Source organism: Paenibacillus sp. OAS669 (genome assembly GCF_014873645.1).
GTDB lineage: Bacteria > Bacillota > Bacilli > Paenibacillales > NBRC-103111 > Paenibacillus_S > Paenibacillus_S vulneris.
The window spans coordinates 124,051-142,736 of record NZ_JADBDR010000019.1; the positions used below are offsets into that span (position 1 = coordinate 124,051).

19 protein-coding genes are annotated in these 18,686 nt (G+C 51.6%); 3 read left to right on the plus strand and 16 right to left on the minus strand.

Annotated features, from left to right (window positions below):
• Positions 1-11: 11 nt before the first annotated feature.
• From GGC63_RS30425 to GGC63_RS30475, 11 genes are all read right to left on the minus strand, one after another.
• Positions 12-1,955: a TOMM precursor leader peptide-binding protein gene (locus tag GGC63_RS30425; RefSeq protein ID WP_192705482.1), complete on the minus strand. Its 1,944-nt coding sequence runs from the start codon at positions 1,953-1,955 to the stop codon at positions 12-14.
• Entirely contained in the window at positions 1,952-3,877 is a 1,926-nt protein-coding gene (locus tag GGC63_RS30430) for a putative thiazole-containing bacteriocin maturation protein (protein ID WP_192705483.1), read from the minus strand. The genes GGC63_RS30425 and GGC63_RS30430 overlap by 4 nt, the downstream gene beginning before the upstream one ends.
• A gap of 179 nt (positions 3,878-4,056) precedes the next feature.
• The gene (locus GGC63_RS30435) at positions 4,057-4,374 is read right to left on the minus strand and encodes a heterocycloanthracin/sonorensin family bacteriocin (RefSeq protein ID WP_079912205.1); all 318 of its coding nucleotides are present in this window, start codon (positions 4,372-4,374) and stop codon (positions 4,057-4,059) included.
• Between the two features lie 339 nt (positions 4,375-4,713).
• Positions 4,714-5,031, minus strand: coding sequence for a hypothetical protein (locus GGC63_RS30440; protein ID WP_192705484.1), 318 nt, complete (start codon positions 5,029-5,031; stop codon positions 4,714-4,716).
• A 58-nt stretch (positions 5,032-5,089) separates the two neighbouring features.
• A complete protein-coding gene (locus GGC63_RS30445; RefSeq protein WP_192705485.1) occupies positions 5,090-6,097 on the minus strand; it encodes a phosphotransferase in 1,008 nt (335 codons plus the stop codon).
• A 19-nt stretch (positions 6,098-6,116) separates the two neighbouring features.
• Entirely contained in the window at positions 6,117-6,974 is an 858-nt protein-coding gene (locus GGC63_RS30450) for an aldo/keto reductase (protein ID WP_192705486.1), read from the minus strand.
• A 102-nt stretch (positions 6,975-7,076) separates the two neighbouring features.
• Complete coding sequence (locus GGC63_RS30455) at positions 7,077-7,241, minus strand: hypothetical protein (protein ID WP_192705487.1); 165 nt, start codon at positions 7,239-7,241, stop codon at positions 7,077-7,079.
• A gap of 215 nt (positions 7,242-7,456) precedes the next feature.
• Positions 7,457-8,275: a PPK2 family polyphosphate kinase gene (locus GGC63_RS30460; RefSeq protein WP_192705488.1), complete on the minus strand. Its 819-nt coding sequence runs from the start codon at positions 8,273-8,275 to the stop codon at positions 7,457-7,459.
• A gap of 115 nt (positions 8,276-8,390) precedes the next feature.
• A complete protein-coding gene (locus GGC63_RS30465; RefSeq protein WP_192705489.1) occupies positions 8,391-8,627 on the minus strand; it encodes a hypothetical protein in 237 nt (78 codons plus the stop codon).
• Between the two features lie 107 nt (positions 8,628-8,734).
• Entirely contained in the window at positions 8,735-9,706 is a 972-nt protein-coding gene (locus GGC63_RS30470) for a Gfo/Idh/MocA family protein (protein ID WP_192705490.1), read from the minus strand.
• A 48-nt stretch (positions 9,707-9,754) separates the two neighbouring features.
• Positions 9,755-10,762, minus strand: a complete 1,008-nt coding sequence (locus GGC63_RS30475) for an aldose 1-epimerase (RefSeq protein WP_192705491.1) — start codon at positions 10,760-10,762, stop codon at positions 9,755-9,757.
• A gap of 201 nt (positions 10,763-10,963) precedes the next feature.
• Here GGC63_RS30475 and GGC63_RS30480 point away from each other — a divergent pair, with 201 nt between their 5' ends.
• Positions 10,964-11,524 carry a PadR family transcriptional regulator gene (locus GGC63_RS30480; protein WP_192705492.1) on the plus strand — a complete coding sequence of 187 codons (561 nt, stop codon included), beginning with the start codon at positions 10,964-10,966 and terminating at the stop codon, positions 11,522-11,524.
• A 3-nt stretch (positions 11,525-11,527) separates the two neighbouring features.
• A complete protein-coding gene (locus tag GGC63_RS30485) occupies positions 11,528-13,048 on the plus strand; it encodes an MFS transporter (RefSeq protein ID WP_192705493.1) in 1,521 nt (506 codons plus the stop codon).
• A gap of 292 nt (positions 13,049-13,340) precedes the next feature.
• Here the strand turns inward: GGC63_RS30485 and GGC63_RS30490 are convergent, their stop codons facing one another.
• Together GGC63_RS30490 and GGC63_RS30495 are read right to left on the minus strand one after the other, a co-directional pair.
• Positions 13,341-14,627 carry an ammonium transporter gene (locus tag GGC63_RS30490; protein ID WP_192705494.1) on the minus strand — a complete coding sequence of 429 codons (1,287 nt, stop codon included), beginning with the start codon at positions 14,625-14,627 and terminating at the stop codon, positions 13,341-13,343.
• A gap of 26 nt (positions 14,628-14,653) precedes the next feature.
• A complete protein-coding gene (locus GGC63_RS30495; protein ID WP_192705495.1) occupies positions 14,654-15,331 on the minus strand; it encodes a type 1 glutamine amidotransferase in 678 nt (225 codons plus the stop codon).
• A 313-nt stretch (positions 15,332-15,644) separates the two neighbouring features.
• Between GGC63_RS30495 and GGC63_RS30500 the strand changes: the two genes are divergently transcribed.
• Positions 15,645-16,034: an SET domain-containing protein gene (locus GGC63_RS30500; RefSeq protein WP_079912193.1), complete on the plus strand. Its 390-nt coding sequence runs from the start codon at positions 15,645-15,647 to the stop codon at positions 16,032-16,034.
• 164 nt (positions 16,035-16,198) lie between these two features.
• Here GGC63_RS30500 and GGC63_RS35010 read toward each other — a convergent pair whose 3' ends face one another.
• From GGC63_RS35010 to GGC63_RS30510, 3 genes are all read right to left on the minus strand, one after another.
• Positions 16,199-16,333 carry a hypothetical protein gene (locus tag GGC63_RS35010; RefSeq protein ID WP_256865432.1) on the minus strand — a complete coding sequence of 45 codons (135 nt, stop codon included), beginning with the start codon at positions 16,331-16,333 and terminating at the stop codon, positions 16,199-16,201.
• 152 nt (positions 16,334-16,485) lie between these two features.
• Positions 16,486-18,054, minus strand: coding sequence for a VOC family protein (locus tag GGC63_RS30505; protein WP_192705496.1), 1,569 nt, complete (start codon positions 18,052-18,054; stop codon positions 16,486-16,488).
• Positions 18,055-18,179: 125 nt separating this feature from the next.
• Positions 18,180-18,644: a GNAT family N-acetyltransferase gene (locus GGC63_RS30510; RefSeq protein WP_192705497.1), complete on the minus strand. Its 465-nt coding sequence runs from the start codon at positions 18,642-18,644 to the stop codon at positions 18,180-18,182.
• Between the last annotated feature and the right edge of the window lie 42 nt (positions 18,645-18,686).

The following is an 18,686-nucleotide window of genomic DNA, read 5'->3' on the forward strand; positions in this document are numbered from 1 at the left end:
CTCCTCACGGTTTAGGGGAACGGGTGCGGATAAGGATTAAGCTCCTCGGGGAGTAATGGCCGCTTTGTATAGCCTAGCTGCTGCGGGACCTTCAATACCCGGTCCAGCCCTGTCAGTCGGACGAGATGATGGCCGAACGTCATCGGAAGCATGCCTGGAATGAGCACCTTGACGCAATGCAGGTCGTTGAGCTTTAATTCTGGAGTCGTTTGATCTACTACGATGACATCGAGCTGCAACCGCCGGAATGCTTGAAGGACGTCTTTCAAATCATCCGTCAAATCCGGGTGCTCCGGCGGACGTTTGAACTCTTCCTCAAAGGACCTTAGAGGCCGATCCCCTGCCAGCAAAAAGTGAAGCCGTTCCTCAGCTTCCCGCAGGCTGTACAGCATAGAATGATCCTCCATACCGCGCACCAGCGACGGATCGTGAAGCATTCGGGCATACTGCTCCCGATTCTCCTCGAATTTTCCGTTCAGCGTGAGCATCATCCCCGATAATTCATGAACCGAGCTTTTCGCAGCGCGAACCGGATCAGGGTGAGCCCCTGCGGCGCAAATCAGGTTAAGTCCGTTCGGCTTCGTATTTTTGGCCAGCGCCCAAACGCTAGGAATGCCGTTCTCCATCGTCGCGTTATACAGCAATACATCGAAGCCCGCAACCGCCTTCAGGCGGTGAAGCATGAGCTCCAGCTCCGAATCGCCTGCGGAAAAAGGATCGAGCCGGGGCAGCGGCAGCCTGGCATACCAGGTTAACAGGAAGGAATCCCGTTCCACGACCTCCATAATGCCGTAAAAAATAGCTTCCTCCAGACTGCCGCCCAGCGCACAGCCGTTCGAGGTCTCGTAGACAAAGCCTTGTCCGCAGGGCGAGGTATAATAAGCAAGCTGCAGCGGGACCAAGATTGGACTTTGCCTGCCAAACGAATAGCCCCATACCCAATCTATCGGGTCATCGGGGTGAAAGGGCTTGAACGGAAAATGAGGCCGCTCATACTGCTCTGTGGCATACAGTCCCGCTGCCGCAGGATGCAGAGCGCTATCGGCCAGATTGCGGTAGCTGTCCCGGATCACCAGCCTTTTGCCGCGAGGCTCCATGCCGCAGTATCTCTCCAGCCCCTCCATAATGGCGGTCAGCTCGCTGCTCGCATATGAATGCGTTCGCCCCGCCGTCACCTCGTCATGATCGAACAAGGGAAGATTGACGCTGACATCGGCAAACGGAGATACAAAATCCATCATTTTTCCGTTCAGGAAGCCGGTCTTGATATCCAGATAGTCTTGAACCAGAACTCCCGCCAGATCTTTCAATGACTTGCTCCGGAAGCTTGCTCTGTCCACCTTGGGACTCGGCTGAAGGGTTATTTGGGCTCCCGCCGGAGTATCTTCAGGCAGCTGGCTGCAGACCGGGCATAACGGGTCAGGCAAAAAGAAGTGACTTGAAGCTCTCAATGATTTCATATCCAGGAACAGCATCCGTTCTTCCAGCCGGGAACGTCCGCCCTCAAGCACTGCACGGCATTCCTTCAAGATCAGATGTGCCATCTGGAGCAATCCTGTCCGGGATGCCCATGCATCATGCGGAACTCCGCCATGCTCCGTCAGGCGCTGCTCCAGCATCCACATTTCCTTGCGGTCTCGTCCCGCCATCAGATGCCGCGTGTCGGCGCACTGCGAGCATCCGGTCAGGCCGGGTCGAACCAGCGGGCCTATCGCCCCTTCGCCGAAGGCAACGAACCCGCGAAGCCATGGGATGCCCAAGGAGCGGAACACCTCTTCCGCTTCCCGATGAAGTAACGGATGCCATGCATCGCTCAGCACCAGGGCGAGCCCCATTCCTTCCGGCACTCCCTCCTTGAAATCACTTCGACGCGCCAGTCGGCACAAAGAGGACAGCTCGCCGCATACAAGCTCCGCCAGCTGGCCTTCTCCGATAACAGCTACCCCGGTATTCATCGGGATCCCCCCTCTCGCAGCAGCACACCGAATACGCCTTGCAGCTCTTCCTTCAAAAACGGCTCCACAGCCAAATCGACTACAAAGAGCTGCTTGCCCTGGCTGCTAATCGTCTCCAAAGCTTCCTGCATGGACCTGGAATGGGACCATCCTTCTATAGAAGGGAACGTGATTTCGCCCGGGACTTCCCTAACGATACGCACGGACGAAGCTGTCTGCACCTGATCCGCAGGAGGGACAGAGCCGTTTTGCAGCCCTAACAGCGCACCCTGCAGCGCCTTCCGCAGAGCCGCAGTCTTATTCAAGCCGCTGCCGCCGTACCAGCCATCGCCAAACCCAACCCACACGGCAGGAAAGCCTGCTATTTCCTCTCCGAAGGCGATCACAGGGTCCCTTCTCCAGGCGGACAGCTGCTGCAAATAATACCGGCACCGTTCGTCCTCTACCCTGCCGGCCGGCACTCGTGCCGCGGACGGCACCCGTTTCCTGAGCTGCATGGACTGTTGTTGGGACAAATGAGCCTGCAAGCCGCGTACAATTCCTTCCGCCCGGGTTGCCCCCGCGCCGATTCCAATCACTTCGTTGGTATGTACAAGCTTCTCCGCCCATCTTGCTACATACGCCTCAATCCCTAATAATCCCGCTTCCCGGCGGGCTTCCTCATGCGTCAGCCCCACTCCGATCTGCTCAGGCAGCAGAGCCGCGGGCCCTTCCGACAGCGGATCAACCGCTTGAACGCGGCACTGGGACAGGGGAAGCTGCCTCAAGTCTCCCTCCTCCCATAAATGAAGAATTCCTGACTGAGGTGAAGTCAACCGGCTCATATACGATAGCAGACGGTTGGGGTCCCCCTGGACCAGGGTCTCTTCCCTGCCGTCAAGCTGCAGATCCGGCGCCTGAATCGCCCGATTCGTCTCGAAGCCGTTCACCATGGGATGAGGGATGAAGGAATGCCAGCTTCCCTCCAATGTTTCCAGATCCAACAGAAAGAATGAATTTCTTGGTTCAGATTGTCCGGTCATCGACTTGAACAGCTCAAATACGATGACATTCGCGAGCATCGCCCCTGCCGTGGTGGAGAAGGAATGAAGCTCAGGGTCCTTCCATACAGAGGCTGGATGCACCCGGCGCCATGCCGACTCCCAGCACCCCTCGGAACCCGGATGCACAACAGGTCCTGCCATGCCTGTTTGATGCAGGCACATAGCCGGCAGCAAAAGCTTCTTCTCTGTTTTGCATACATCGTGAAGAAGCCGGAATTCATCGATATCCCCTTTTTGGGACACATACACGATGGATTGGTATGGCTCTACCATCTCTCTCCAGCCGTCGGCTCCTTCCTTTCGCTGCTCAATTTCCCTAACTTCGACCTCCGGGTCCGTACGGCGGGCTTGATTGGCCAGCTCCACAATCCGCTCCCGGTTCGTCGGTACTGATTCGGTTATGAGCATATGGATTTTAGGAAGACCAGACTCCAACAGTGCAGCGACCAGCGAAACGAACATAGGCCCGGACCCGACCGCCAATACGTCAGCCTGACGATAGCATTGGAACCGGTACGCGCCCGAATCGCCGAAGCTTTCCAAAAAAGCGATTTGCCCCGCGAACTTTTTCATAATCCCATCCGTTAATTGATGCGGAATGTCTTGACTTACATCCCGAACGAACCCTTTTCGGTACAATACTTCGGCAATTTCATACACCCTCTCCAGATGAGGGCTCGACAAGCCGTTCGTCAAATCCGCCATCGTATGCTCCCCGTTAAACATGGGGACCAGCTTTTCGATCCATCGGTCGATCATCGCGCCTTCCATGCGGAAGGTACCGACATTGTTGCGGAAATACACACCCTCATCCGGAACCGGGAGAAAAAACGTATCCTCCTTTACCTTCAGTCGCGCAGCAGGGGTTATACTGGTCATTTCACTCCTCCTAACGATTGCGAATTGCCAGTTTATGGTACAATGTATTGTATATTATATGTAGGCAGTTTCGTCCGACATGCCTTGCCATGAAGAAAATGCCCCTGACAACATCATGTTGTGAGGGGCATAGTTCCTCGGCAGGACTGCCGAACGTAGACAACTCAGAAACTAATGGCTTAACGGCAGCGATGGCCGCAGAATCCACCGCAGCGGAATCCTCCGCAACGGAAACCACCGCAACGGAATCCTCCACAGCGAAAACCACCGCAGAAGCCGCCACAGACGCCCGCACAAAAGCCGCTGCAAAACACACCACAAAAGCCGCCGCAGAAGCCCGCACAAAAACCGACACATAACCTGGACGGGTCGTTAGGATCCGCACCCATTGGGAATGGAGCTGCCTGGTACTGGCTTTCATCGACCCAAGGGGTCATGTCGCTCGCTTGAAATTGGGATACATTCAGTTGTTGAAGATCATTTTGGAATTCATTCATCGGGTAAAACCTCCAAGTAATTTTTTCTGGTTACGGTGAAAGCAGGATGGAAGGTTCGATCGCTTCTGAAACATAATTCCAATGTATGGAGCATCTCCGCTTTTGTTACTGAGTCAACCGCCCATTTTATGGGCATTTGTACCAGAGCAAGCTCTCGATGCTGCAGAGTGTTGATTCAAGAGGGAGTTCGCAGGGCATCTTGCGTTGCAAATGAAAAAAGATGACTCCCGGTCACTTCGGAAATCATCTATTGGAACAGCTTATATGAAAAATGACTCAAACCGCATACGCCTGAACTAGCTCGTGAATCGCCCGCTCCAAATCCATTTTAGAACGATACTACCCTTCCAGGTTATCAAGCTGCAATTTATGAATAAGAAAATCGGCATCGGGAATTTCCCATCTATTTTTTTCAAGGCTGGGATCCCAGCCGCTTCCCAACGCATACCGTATTAAGCTGGCACAAACACTAGGCTTATGAAACGTTACAGACCAGGCCGCCGTCCAGGAAAACGACATCTGGCAATACGACGTTTTGGTGCTTGCGGGATAGATTTTGAATATGACGGCTTCAAGCTGCGGGGTTTGATCGATGATGCAATGAAATAAACGTCCCTCTACCTTGATATTCTTTATTTCTTTCGTAAAAAGCTTCATAGAACAACTCCATTCCGAATCGGCTTGCCATCCTGTAAGTTGCTGCTATTGCACTGGCTTAAAAGCGCGCCGCCAAATACTTGGAACCAAGCTGCAGCAATGCCTCCTCAGTCCGTACAAGAGCTTCCGAAAGCTTCAAGAATGAATGCAGCCTTTTGCGTGCCGCATCGAATGCTCCCACTCCTGCTGCTGAACGGCCAAGATGATGGATATACGACCCTATATACCTCAGTCTAATAAGGCTGGGAAGCATGCCGATCTCCTCGGCGGTTAACGAAGCCTGTTCGCTGTATCCGGAAATTATGCTTTCCGCTCTGGTAAGAAAGGAACTCTCCTCTTGAACGAATGACATTAAGCCCACGGCAAGCTCCATCGCTCTGACGTCCGGTGAACAAAATTCAAAGTCCAATATGCCGGAAATGCGTCCATCGTGAATCAACATATTGCTCAATGCAAGATCGCCATGCACCAACTGATGAGGCATTCGTGAAAAGCTCTCTTTCTTCTTTTCCATCGAAACAACCTCTTGCAGCATAAATTCCGCCGCCTGAGCATCCTCCGGGTCCGCCGGCCGAGACAGGCTTTCATGTAGCATCTCTTTGGAAATGAGAGGATGAACCTCATATAAATGATAGGAGCCTCCGCGGTATGGCGGCTTGCCGGAAACTTCAATGGAGCCCAGTGCAACCGACAGCTCCCCTGCAGCCCGCCCGAACCGATAAGCATCCTCCGGACGGGGCCGTTCTCCCGGGATGCAATGAAATAATACGCCAAGCTTGCCGTTATCCAGTCTCGTAATCCATTGTCCTTCTTGATTAGGTACAGGGGCAGGGACTTCAAAGGATAGGCCTTGCCGCTTCAATGAAGCCAGCACGTTCAGCTCGAATTGAATGGGCTGCTCGTCATGGCGGTTATCGTAGATGCGGAAAACGTACTTTTGTTCTCCTGAAAGCACATAACACGTAGTGTTATTCACTCCATAAGGGACGGGCTTCGTCCTTATGTCCTGGTCCTTATGAAAATACGCCTTTCGTACTGCCGCTTGGATAGCCTGTTGCTGATCCACTTTGTTTCCCTCCGCTCTGTTAATCCCCCGCTGTTACGGGAAAGGCGCTTTCTATCAACTCCAGCTCGGTTACGTCCAGTTCCCAGCCTATAGCATTTCTATTATCTCTTATATGTTCGATACCGGCGGCCTTCGGGATGGTCACCATGCCTTCCTGACGGAGGATCCAGTTTAGCGCAACCTGATGAGCTGTCTTCCCGTGCCTGGCTCCGATTTGCTCAAGAATGACTCTTTCTTTCGTACCGGGTGCTGGAAAGCCTTTCTTGCCAAACACCTCGGGAGCATAACCGAAAGGAGAGTAGCCCATAACGGTTATTCCATTGCTTCGGCAATAAGGCAGTATATCCTTCTCAACCGATCTATCGTTCAGATGATAGCCTACCTGATTGCAGACCAGGGGATGCTTGCCCAAAGCGCGCTGTGCTTCCATCATCAGCTCAGGGCTAAAATTGCTGACCCCAACGTACCGGACCCAGCCTCTATCGACCAATTCGGCCATCGCGCTCATTGTCTCTGCCACCTCGAACTGCGGGCTTGGCCAATGCTGCAAATAAAGGTCGATATAGCCGGTTCGCAGACGCTCCAGACTGGCCTCCGCCGCCTGCAAAACTCCTTCGTACGAGCAATGCTTGGCGGACACCTTCGTAACCAGGAAGACCTCCTTGCGCACGTCCGCAACAGCCTCGCCTACGATGCGCTCCGAGCCTCCTTTGGCATATTCCTCTGCCGTATCGATCAAGGTCATCCCATTTTCCAAACCAAACCTTAAGGCTTCGATTTCTCTCCCAGCGTTACTCGGGTCCTCCCCGAGCTTCCAGGTTCCTTGACCGATTACAGGAATTTGTACGTCCGTCACGCCTAATCTTCGGTATAACATCAAGCCTCATCCCTTTCCATGGATTAACAGCGTTGGTGTGCTTATTTTATCGCTACGATTATGATGCAAGGCTAAGCCGTCCGCCCCCATTACACTTGAATCTTATGCTGGAACCAATTCACGAACCACTCTGTTATCGCTTTCATCGCTCACTGTAATGTAGATATCTCGATAGATCTCACGCAGTTGCCCCACACAGGTACGAATAAAGGCTACATTGCCGCCGGCAGGATCATGGGTAGGACAGATCAATGCAATGTTGTTCATATACCATTTCTCCTTGCTTTCTTTATTCCAACCTCATCTTCCATTCAGGGTTGGTATTATTTTACAAGCCGGTCTTATAAGGCAGCAAGAGGTTTTTTGATTATAGGCAAACTTACCTGAGGAAAAGCCGATCAGAGGAACTAGATGCGGGATATCGATTGAACAAAAAAAGAGCCGCCAGCACATTAGCATGTTGACCGCTCTTCTTGGGATCATCACTTGCTGTCCGGAAGCAGCAGGATTCGTTCCTTCACTTGCGCATCCGGCTCGGGATATTCCAGCGGCAGCTTTCGCAGCTCATCGACTATAATGCTTAGAACAAGATAATCACGGTACCAGCGATGATTCGAAGGGATGATATGCCATGGAGCGTGCTTGAAGCTGCAATTATTGAAAACATCCTCGTATACCTTTTCATAGGAATCCCAGAAATTGCGCTCCAGCAAATCATTAGGATCGAATTTCCACGTTTTGGACGGGTCTTTTAGCCTTTGCTCGATTTTGGAAATTTGGAAGTCTTTGGATATATGAAGAAACAGCTTAATGACTACGGTGTTATGGTCGCTCAGCAGCTTTTCAAAATGCTTAATGTGCTTAAAGCGCTGTTCTGCCTCTTCATCATCGATCTGTTCGTGGACGCGGGTTATGAGCACATCCTCGTAGTAAGAACGATTGAAGGCGGTGATGTAGCCCCGGGCAGGCACTTCCTTGTGGGTTCTCCATAAAAAATCGTGAGCCGCCTCATCCAGCGTCGGTTTTTTGAAGGCTATTGCCTTGAAGCCCTGCGGATTCACACCAGACAGCACCTTTTTAATAACACCGTCCTTGCCGCTGCAATCCATCCCTTGAAATACAATAAGCACCGAATATTTCTTTTGGGCGAATAGTATGTCCTGCAGCTGCTGCAGATCCTCCTTCAGCTTCTCCACAGCTTCGGCGGCTTCTTCCTTACTCGCGGCTAATCCCGTATCCTCCGGATCGTATTGACTTAGCTTCTTTTTCTTTCCGCGGGGCCAGATGTAGTTTTTCAGCACAAGATCAGCCTCCTGAAGTATCCATAGTTTTACAAGAATGTAACCTGACTCAAATCTAGGCTGCAGCCAATCTCTCTGATGTTTTTACCCTTTCAGCCGTGCGGGCGAAAAGGAGTTACGGGATGAACTTGTCATAGCCTTTCGGATCAAGCAGCTTAGGGTCCAAGCCGGTTTGCTTCACGGCCTCTCCTTGGATCGACGAATTGCAGGATCGGCATACATAATATTTGGTTTGCTTGGTTTTGACCTTCCTATACTGCGGGTCGCTAGGATCAAGAAGAAATTTGCCGTTGCAGGTAAAGCATTGAAACCTCCAGGGACATCGAAAGACCTCCTCCGCCTTATGCGTCACCTCTCTAGTATCCCATATTTTTCCACGCTTGACTGTGACCATTATTTGAACTTGCCGGTAAAAAAGACTAACGGAGCGTCCTGCGGCGAACACTCCGTTTATTCTCATCAGCCTAGACGTACAGGCACTCCCCGCTCGGCAGATTGAAGAGCAGCTACAGCAATCGCCTGTGTTTTGACCGCATCCTCGTACGTGGATAGTATGCCGCTGGTATCGCCTGTCCGTACGGCATGAAGGAACGCTTCATGCGCGCGAGCGTAAGGGTTGCTCTGATTCTTATATTCGCACACCGTCGTTTTGCCGATATCCTTCAAGCCCCCCTGTGTCAGCTCCATAATGCCTTGATCCGTATACAGATGCAGACCTGTCGGCCCTCCTGCAGGAAGCATGCACGTGTTCGAGATAGTCGCTACCGCGCCGCTCGCCAGCTTGATCGTCACCGTTCCGACATCCGGGGTCGTTACTCCTTCTTCCAAGGTATGCATAAAACGGCTGCCGTAGGCTGCGTACACTTCCACCGCCTCGCCCATCAGATAGCGCATCAAATCGACGATATGCGTCGTCTGCTCGATGAACTGCCCGCCGGAGCCGTCCTGCTTGCGCCACCAAGCCACCCGTGGCATTCCGCCCATCCAGTAGCCGAGGCCCATCCCGATCGTACGCTCGGCTAACACCGCCGCCGCACGCTGCGTGGAATCCATATACCGGAAATGATACCCGACGGAGGTAATCAGCTTTTTCTCCTGAACCTTTTGCAAAATTGCGTGAGGAAGCTCCAGATCAAGCCCCACCGGCTTCTCTACAAAAAAGGGGATGCCCCGCTCAATCAACGCGGTTTCGATTTCTCCATGAGCCATCGGGGGAACGCAAATGTAGACGGCGTCCAGGGACGTCTCGTCCAGCATCCGGTGAATGCTGTCGTAGCCTTCGGCTCCCTGCCACTCAGCGGCTAGCCGGTCCGCCTTCTCCTGGTTCGTCGCGCAGAAGGCCCGTATTTGCACTCCATCCATTTTGGCCAATAAATTGCAGTGAAACTTCGTAAAGCCTCCGGTGCCGACAAATCCGATTTGCAGTGTCATCGACTCACTCTCCCCTTAATGATTCCATCATGCTTCTTCCTTACAAATCTAGCTTAGCTCTGCAAATAGCTTCGTCCATGCCGACCAGGTCTCTCCCGGCTCCAGCAGCCGGAATCCGGTCACTTCCCCTGGGAGCGGCACGTTAGGCGCGTTATTCGTCCAGGTTTGCGGCTCAGGACATGTAAATCCGCTCTTGCCGTCATCATTCCAAACCGTCCAATGCCCATATTGAGGATCGACCTCATAGACCAGGCTGATGTTCCTTGCCGTATCCTTCAGTACAGCACCTGAAAACGGCTTGCCGTTCCGCTCCACGGCGCTGCTTATAAAATGCTTCGCATACGGCTCCCCCGTTGGAGCAATTCCTTCCCCGCGCAGTGCTCGATCTGCTTCGGATAATGGCAGCAGCTTGCCGGTAGACACGAACAATTGCGTCAGGTCCCATTCTTCCCCTACGGAAATCGCGAGACGGTAGTCTTCCTCCCGTCCTTCCTTGTGAAACGGGACGCGCAGCGCCGTATGAAATCCAACCCCAAGCGGCATCGGTTCATGGCTATGGTTCGTAATCCGCACCAGCTGATGAAGACCCTGCTCTGACAAGGTATAGGTGAGCTCATAAGTAAATTCATGAGGAAAATAGGGATACATTTCACCGTCCTTACCCATGTCCATAACAAGAACCACCTCGGCTGCGCCGTTCTCAAGAACCTTCTCCGATTCGATACGCCAAGGACGTTTGTGCAAAATGCCATGCATGAAATGAGCCCCGTCCGAGCTGTTCAACGGGAGAACATAATCCCGGTATGGCGTGGAAAATTTCCCGTCAATAATCCGGTTAGGAGGAAATAAGGGGGGCAGCCCGTAGCGTTGGCTTTTTTGCCGCAGAAGCTCTCCATTATCCGGGGTGCGAAGAAAGCTCAACCCTTCGGCAGGCCGGCTAAGCTCGACCATATTGCTGCCCACCGCGTACGCAATAACAGCCCGGTATCCTCCGGCATCCAGTTGAATCGAAGGCACATCATCAAAAAGTACATGTTGAATCGAAGCCTGGCTCATGAAAAAGCCCTCCTGAAATCTATGTAGTAGTTGGAATAAAGACGATATCCTGACTTCATTATCCAATAAAACCCCTGGAAGCGCAAAAAGGTTTTGAATATTTTGGGCAAAATAAGGCAAGTCTATATATTGACACGATATATATCGGATGTTAATATAACCTCACGATTGATATATCAGTTCGATATAGGAGTGACAAAGATGACAGGTCAAGACGCAATTCTTGGTTTATTGATGCGCAAAAGCATGTCCGGCTATGACATTAAACAGCAATTCGAAGAGCTGCTTTCCTACTTTTTTGACGCAAGCTTCGGTACCATCTACCCTACCCTAAGCAAGATGGAGAAAGAGGAGCTCATTACCAAGGAAAGCATCGAGCAGCAGGGAAAGCCTAACAAAAACGTGTACACCATCACGGAAAAAGGCAAAGCGCAATTCCACAGCTATTTGGAGAGCAAGCTGCAGGATAACGTGCTTCGCTCTGATTTCATGGTTCGGATGTTTTTCGGCCAATTCGCCGACTCTGAGCTGATCCAAAGCTGGATGGAAGAAGCTATCCTTAGAGAGGAAGCGCACCTCGTGCGATTGAAAAAAGACTACGATCGCTTCGGCAAATACATGACGCCGACGCAGGAAATTTGCATCCAAATCGGGATCGCCAGCGCGGAGAGCAATCTGAAGATCGTCAAGGAAGGATTAGCTAAAATAAGGCAAACGGAGCAAGGCGAACGCCCTGCAACCAACCAAATTGAGGAGGAATGATAGATGAGCAAGCAGCATAACGGTTTGATCTTATTAGCCATGGCGCTCGGTCTGCTAATGTCATCGCTAGATAATACCATCACTTCGGCCGCGGTGAGCCACATTATTAAAGACATCGGCGGCTTTGAAAGCATGAGCTGGGTATTCTCCGCTTACATGCTTGCTGCGACCAGCACCATGCTGGTCTTCGGCAAAATGTCCGATCTGTTCGGACGCAAACGATTTTACCTGATCGGGATCGGCTTCTTCCTGATCGGCTCCGCCTTGTGCGGCATCTCGCAAAATATAACACAGCTGATCTGGTTCCGCGCTCTTCAAGGCATCGGTTCCGGAGCGTTAATGCCTATCAGCTTTACGATCATCTACACGCTGTTCGCGGACCCCAAGCAAGCCGCGAAGCTGTCCGGCGTCTTTGCGGCCATCTTCGGCCTATCCTCCGTCGCCGGTCCGCAGATCGGCACGCTGCTGTCCGAAGCCTGGGGCTGGCGCTGGTGCTTTTATGTCAATGTGCCGCTTGGCGCGCTATCCTTCCTGACCTTGTTGTTCGCCTTGAAGGAATCCCGCTCCGAACGACGTCCCAAGATCGACTATCTGGGCACTCTCCTGCTGATCCTTTCCACCGTATCGCTGATGCTGGCGCTTGAATGGGGCGGCAAGGATGGCAGCTGGACTTCATGGCCGACCCTATCGTTATTGGCAGTTGCCATAGTCGGAGGTATCTTCTTCGTACGAACCGAGCTGCGGGCCGAAGAGCCGGTGCTTCCGTTGAAGCTGTTTCGCAACCGGATGATTACCGGCACCAGTATAGCTTGTATTTGCCAAGGGGCGATCATGTTCTCCGCCATCACTTATCTGCCTATGTTTTCTGTCGCTGTACTGGGCCAGCCAAATTCGAACGGACTGTTAACTCCCATGATGTTCTCCTTAATCGTCGGTTCGATCGTCTTTGCCTCGTTCCAAACAGTAGTCTCGTTTCGTTCCCTTATTATCACATCGATGCTATTCGGTATCGTTGCCGCCTATTTATTGATGAACGTACCCAGCAACGCTTCCAATGGCTATATGATCCTCCTGATGATTCTGCTGGGCTTTGGGGCCATAGGGCCGTTAATGAGCATCGCCCAGAGTGCGGTAGCGTTCAGCGTCGACAAGCAATATATCGGCATCAGCTCCTCCATCGTAGGCTTTTGGAGAAACATCGGCGGCGTCTTGGGGGCGACCATGATGGCGGCTATCGTTAACAGCCATTTGTCGCATCAGATACAAGACGGCGCGTCCACACATCAGATTCCTGCGGATAAGCTGGATACATTGGCTAATCCGGAGCTTCTGATGAGAGCAGGGGCCTCGGTTCCCCAGGAAATCAAGGATTTCTTGAGAGAGTCGCTGGCCGCCTCCATCAATCACGGGTTCATTCTGGCTCTGTGCCTTGCCGCCTTGGGGATCATTGCCGGGTTCTACGTCGGACCAGGCAAGATGGTCAAACCTAAGGCCGCTCCTCCCGAAGCGGCCAAATCGGCTTAACCTTAGCCCGCCCCACCTCAAAACGGCTCTCCCGTGGTTAACGGGGGAGCCGTTTTGGGATAGTGAAACTGACTTCGAGAAAATGCGCTATACGGGAGATGAGGTATGCCTCGGAGGAGTTTACGCCCGCCTTTGAAATCTGTGAAAATACCGCTAAATCAATCAAATTCATAGATTTCAACAGCGGTCGGAGGGGCATACCTTACCGCAAGTATATTGGCATCATTTCGAGTTTTTTTAGTTTCTTTGTAACGAAACGGCTCCCCCATCTATAGACGGGAGAGCCGTTTTTTTATCCTTTTACCAATACACCCGAAGCCGGCTTGACTTCCTTCATTTGCTCCGGATATCCGTAGGTGCCATGCTCGCTCAGGTCAAGACCCATCATTTCTTCCTCTTCCGTAACACGAATGCCGATAGTCGCTTTCATTGCGTAAAGAATGACGTAAGAGACGATGAAAGCAAAAGCGCCGCAAGCGACAATCCCTATTATTTGAACGCCCAATTGCTCAAAGCCGCCGCCATAGAACAGACCGGCTTTCCCTACGCCTACCTTCTCGGCCAACTCCGGAGTGGCGAAGAAGCCGTTGGACAAGGTTCCCCATACCCCAGCCGTTCCGTGCGCAGAAAGCGCGTAGATCGGATCATCGATGCGCAGCTTCTCGAACAATCTCATGCTGGCGAATACGACGATTCCTGCTACCAGACCAATGACGATCGCGGCCCAAGGCTCAACAAATGCGCAGGAGGCAGTAATGGCAACAAGTCCAGCCAAAGCGCCGTTCAGCATCGTGCTGATGTCGCTTTTTCCCGTAAACATCCAGGAGATTATTAAGGCGGCTACAGCGCCTGCTGCTGCACCCAATTGGGTATTGATCGCAATGTAGCCGAAAAAGCTTCCGTCACCGGCCGTAATCGTACTGCCTGCATTGAATCCGAACCAGCCGATCCACAGCAGCATGACGCCTAAAGTGGTGAACACTTGGTTATGGCCAGGAATTTCGTTCGGCGTACCGTTCTTGTTATATTTGCCGATACGCGGCTTCAGCAGCAAGGTTGCGGCAAAAGCAGCCATAGCTCCTGTAAGATGTACGACAGTGGAGCCGGCAAAATCCTGCTTCCCGTGCTGAGCCAGCCAGCCGCCGCCCCAGATCCAGTGGGCTATGACAGGGTAGACCACGGCGGAGAATAGCACCGCAAAAATCAGGTAAGCCGACAGCTTCGCTCTTTCAGCAAATCCGCCCCACGCCACCGACATCGATATCGCAGCAAAGGACAGCTGAAATACGAACATGACCGTAGGCGCTACATTGCTTCCTTCCGGCACATTCATCATATTGAAGCCGAAATAATCGCCCCAGCCGATAAGCGAGCCGCCTTGTGAGCCGAAAATAAAAGCATACCCCACCGCCCAGAAAACCAAAGAAACGATCCCTACGGTAAAAACCGTTTTTCCTGCTATGTGACCGGCATTTTTCATTCGCGTGGAGCCGGCCTCCAGCATAATAAATCCGCATTGCATGAACAGCACCAGGATGGCGCCCAACATTGTCCATATCCCGTTTACGCCTATTTCCATATCGTCACCCTCGCTCGCTGGTAAATTTAATAGTTGTTAAGAATTTGATGCAATAGTGCTTTGGAAGCTTGTGTCCGCTCTGTCTGTTCAAGGATGCGCTCCGCTTTCTGTATCCACGGTGCCTCTACCAATTCATGCTGCCATCTCTCCAGCATCGTCGTCATGCAGCCTTCCGTCGTTTCCAGATGGAATTGAAGACCAAGAACGTGTTCTCCATAAGTAAACGCCTGATGCCTGCATGCTTCCGACGAAGCCAGCGAAACCGCCCCCGCGGGAATATCAAAGCAATCACCGTGCCAATGAAAGGAGTAAAAATCGTCCGGAACTCCCTCCAATAAAGGATGCTGGGTGCCGTTCCGCTTTACCAGATGCCAACCGATCTCTTTATGAGGGCTGCGGTACACCCGTCCTCCCAGCACTTCCGCCAGCATTTGGGCCCCGAGGCATATTCCGAGCACCTTCCTCCCCGATTCGACCGCCTCCCGAATGAACGCCTTCTCGCTCTGCAGCCAAGGATACTCATTATCCTGATAGGCACTCATGGGGCCGCCTAATATGATCATGAGATCAAAGGAATCCATGGCAGGTGCGTGAAATCCGTTGGGAGGAAACAGAATCGTCAATTCAGCTTCATGCTGCCCTGCCCAAGAGATGAAATACGACGGGTCATCGAAGTCAAAATGCTTCAGCAGCAGCATCCTCATGTAATAAAACCTCCCTTTTCTCTATAAACTTTAAAGGTCTTGAACGTATTTTACCGGACTCATGTCGTTTTTGTCAATAAATCTAACATAATATATTGATTCACCACCAAAACTAACGATAATTAAGTAAAAAACTAACATTTATATTACATAACATAACATGAATATAACACGTCGTTTGGAATTGGAGTTACTTGCATGTTTTTGGTATTCTATTGTAATAAGGTTCGGATATGGGGTAACATGATATTGTTCTTCCTGATTGTCCAATCTTCAGACTTTTCATAGACTATAGATCGTGCAGGTGACTACCATGATTGAGATCAAGACTTCCAAACTTAGCGACGGAGAATTCAATAGAGGGGTTTTTGCAACTTGTGATATAGCCAAAGGGTCTCTGATCCACGAGGCGCCTGTTATTCCTTACCCTAACGAAGAGCATGTTCACATTGAGAAAACCTTGCTTGCGGATTACGCGTTTGAGTACGGTGCCCATCATTCCGCTATCCTCCTGGGCTATGGCATGCTGTTTAATCACGCTTATGAGCCTAATGCCTATTACGAGCTGAACTTCGACAACCATACGGTTGATTTCTATGCGTATACGGACATCAAGGCCGGGGAGGAAATCTTAATCAATTACAACGGGGAAGTCGATTGCGACGATCCTCTTTGGTTTGATGAGAAATCATCCGCCGAGTAACCCCGCCATCCTGCCTGCAAAAAAAGAACCGCTGTACCTGGGTTCACTGGGCCTCGGCTTCGATGCTGATTCAGGTGCTTTGCAGGGAGCCCCGAACGTCAAAAAAGACCTTTTCTGACAAAGGAAAGGTCTTTTTCACTCTTTATTCTAACCATAAAGCTTTTCTAGGCAAAGGATGCTTTCTGTTCAAGCTCCATAGGTAAAATCCGCATTAGATACTTCTTATCGCCGGTTTTTATGTACATTAAGAAATAGTAACGATTGCTGTGTGCCGCAGCTTGATTGGTTGGACTCTTCATTCGGTTTCCCTCCCTTCTTTTCCTCTCTAGTAATCTATTATTCTCACAATCTCTAATTTCTATACATTCTATTACCTGAATTCCAGCTATTCTAAACAATATCCGCCGCTTTTTCCTTATAAGATGAAAGACCTACATCCATGTACAGCATACTAAAAGCTGCTAACATCAAACCGGTTGCCGTCAGGATCATACAGATGGAAGCAGACGCGGCCCCGCTGAAGAAACCCTGTGACTTCCGAAACCTCAACTCCGCTATCCCGCAGAAACTGGTGATACTTGAAGAACGACTCCCGGCTAGTAATGATGCACCGGGTTCGGAACAGCCCATCGACGGGGCCGGTTTCGGGACGGCTAGGGTCCTCTTCCAATAGCCATCGGGATTGTCCATCCGGATGGTAATTGATGCCAAGCTTCATGACCGCGTATCCATGCTCGGAACGATCTGTTACCGTTTCCATTCCAATGTAATTGTGGTACCACTCCATCGACTTCTGCAAATGCCGGACTGTAATCCGGAACCGGTTCGCGTCGGCGAGAAAAGGCTCCTTCCATGCCGGATCCTCTATGGCCGTCAGCAGCATCTCTTTAGGGCCGGCCCAGAAATCAAAGCTTTCGCAGTCCTCTGGGTCTCTGTACAGCTCGCTTACCCGAACGCCGTTTGCCATTAGCTCCTGGCGTTTTTCCTGCACATTCCCGGTCCTCCAGCACCAGCGGACGAATGGATCGAAGGGTCCTTTAGCCACGGCAGGAACAGGCTCTCCTTCGGATGAACTGCCGGACTCGATCCAAACTCCCCAACCCATATGGGTCATTTTACCGACCGCTGCCTGAGGGACAGGCTTCCAGTTCTCCTGCTGAGCTATTTTCCAACCGGCATGTCGCTCAAGCCAAGCGATCATCTCCTCATGCTCTTCCAATGTCGTTGTAACCGTCCCGCCGTCGAAGACAATCTGCGGAACGAAACGCTCTATGGGAGCTGGCCCCTCTGTCGCCGATGACCTGTCAACCAAGCCCGTATCTGTGCCGTCAAGCGGCTGATGCAGGACTTTGAGAGCGGATGGAACGGATGTTGGACGGTAGCCTTCACTGTCCTCCACAGGAATACATAAATCCATGACGAACGGGGGGCCCGCAGCCCCTGACAATCTCTCCCCGTACGCTTCCATGCTTTCATAAAAAATTTCAAGCTGGTAAGCTAACGGCTCCGCATCCTTGGGCGCCATCCTTTTCTGTTCGCTCCGGATGAATTTATGAGCGGTATCATAGATGTCCTTCACATCCTGCCCTGGTTCTTTTCGAACCACTACGTAGTGATCCGCACGAACCTCAATGCGCTCGAACTCCTCCGGCAGCCCTTCAAAGCTGCTAACCTCCACGGCCATATAGTAGGTATGGGTCTCAGCCGAATCCTGTGATACGGAGCAGGGAGCTAGTCCGAAATGCAGCTCCGGGTGAATCCGGTTCGGCACCTTATGCAGCTTTTCGCGCCAACGTTTGGCCGCTTCGGGAATCAATGTCTCGAAGCGCCCCAACCCCTGACAGCGGATAGCTGCGGCCTTGAAGCTTCTAAGCAATTGCAGCGAGCCCGCCGTTGAAACAGCATGGTCTCCCTTGGTCGGAAACAGGCTGCCGTGTATTATCTTTAATGCGTACGGCAGCGCAGCAGGCTTATAATCCTCCTCAGCATGCCGGTTCATTTGATTTGCACCTTGTTCCATTTCCCGATTCCCTCCAAATCTTTTGTTAATTTGGTATGATTTGTCACCCATTATAATAGAGTTCCAACACAAGGGATATGTCCAAAATTATCAGAAACTTTGGAAGCAGCATGCTTCAGGTCGTCTTAGCCAAGCCCGCAAGCTTCTAATGGGAGGTAATGACTGTTATGATCGGCCGTTTCATCTGGCTTAAAGCCTAAAGAACGATAAAACCGATCCGCTTCCGGATTGTCCGTTCTTAGAACCAGCATGCTGTAATGACATCTTGCCTCCGCAATGACGGCCTCCATCAACCGTCTTCCGATGCCGAGTCTCCGGCTTCCTGTTGAAACATACATACGGCGAACGCGGCCAACCGGCTGATCCAAGGCATACGGATCCTGATTCAATCCGCATACACCGGCAAGAGCGCCTTGATAATAGGCGAGAAAAAGCGCCTCCCCCTGCTTATCGAAGGTGTTGGTTCCGCTTTCATAATCACGGATTAGCCGCTGAAGATGACGAAAGCCCTCCCCCGTGCTCTCTTCTACTAATCGGGTTAGCTCCGAGCCATCCAGCTGCTCCGCCTTATGGATAATCACTTCGTTCACATCCGATCCCCCCTCTTACATGTACATGTGATGAAAAAAAGA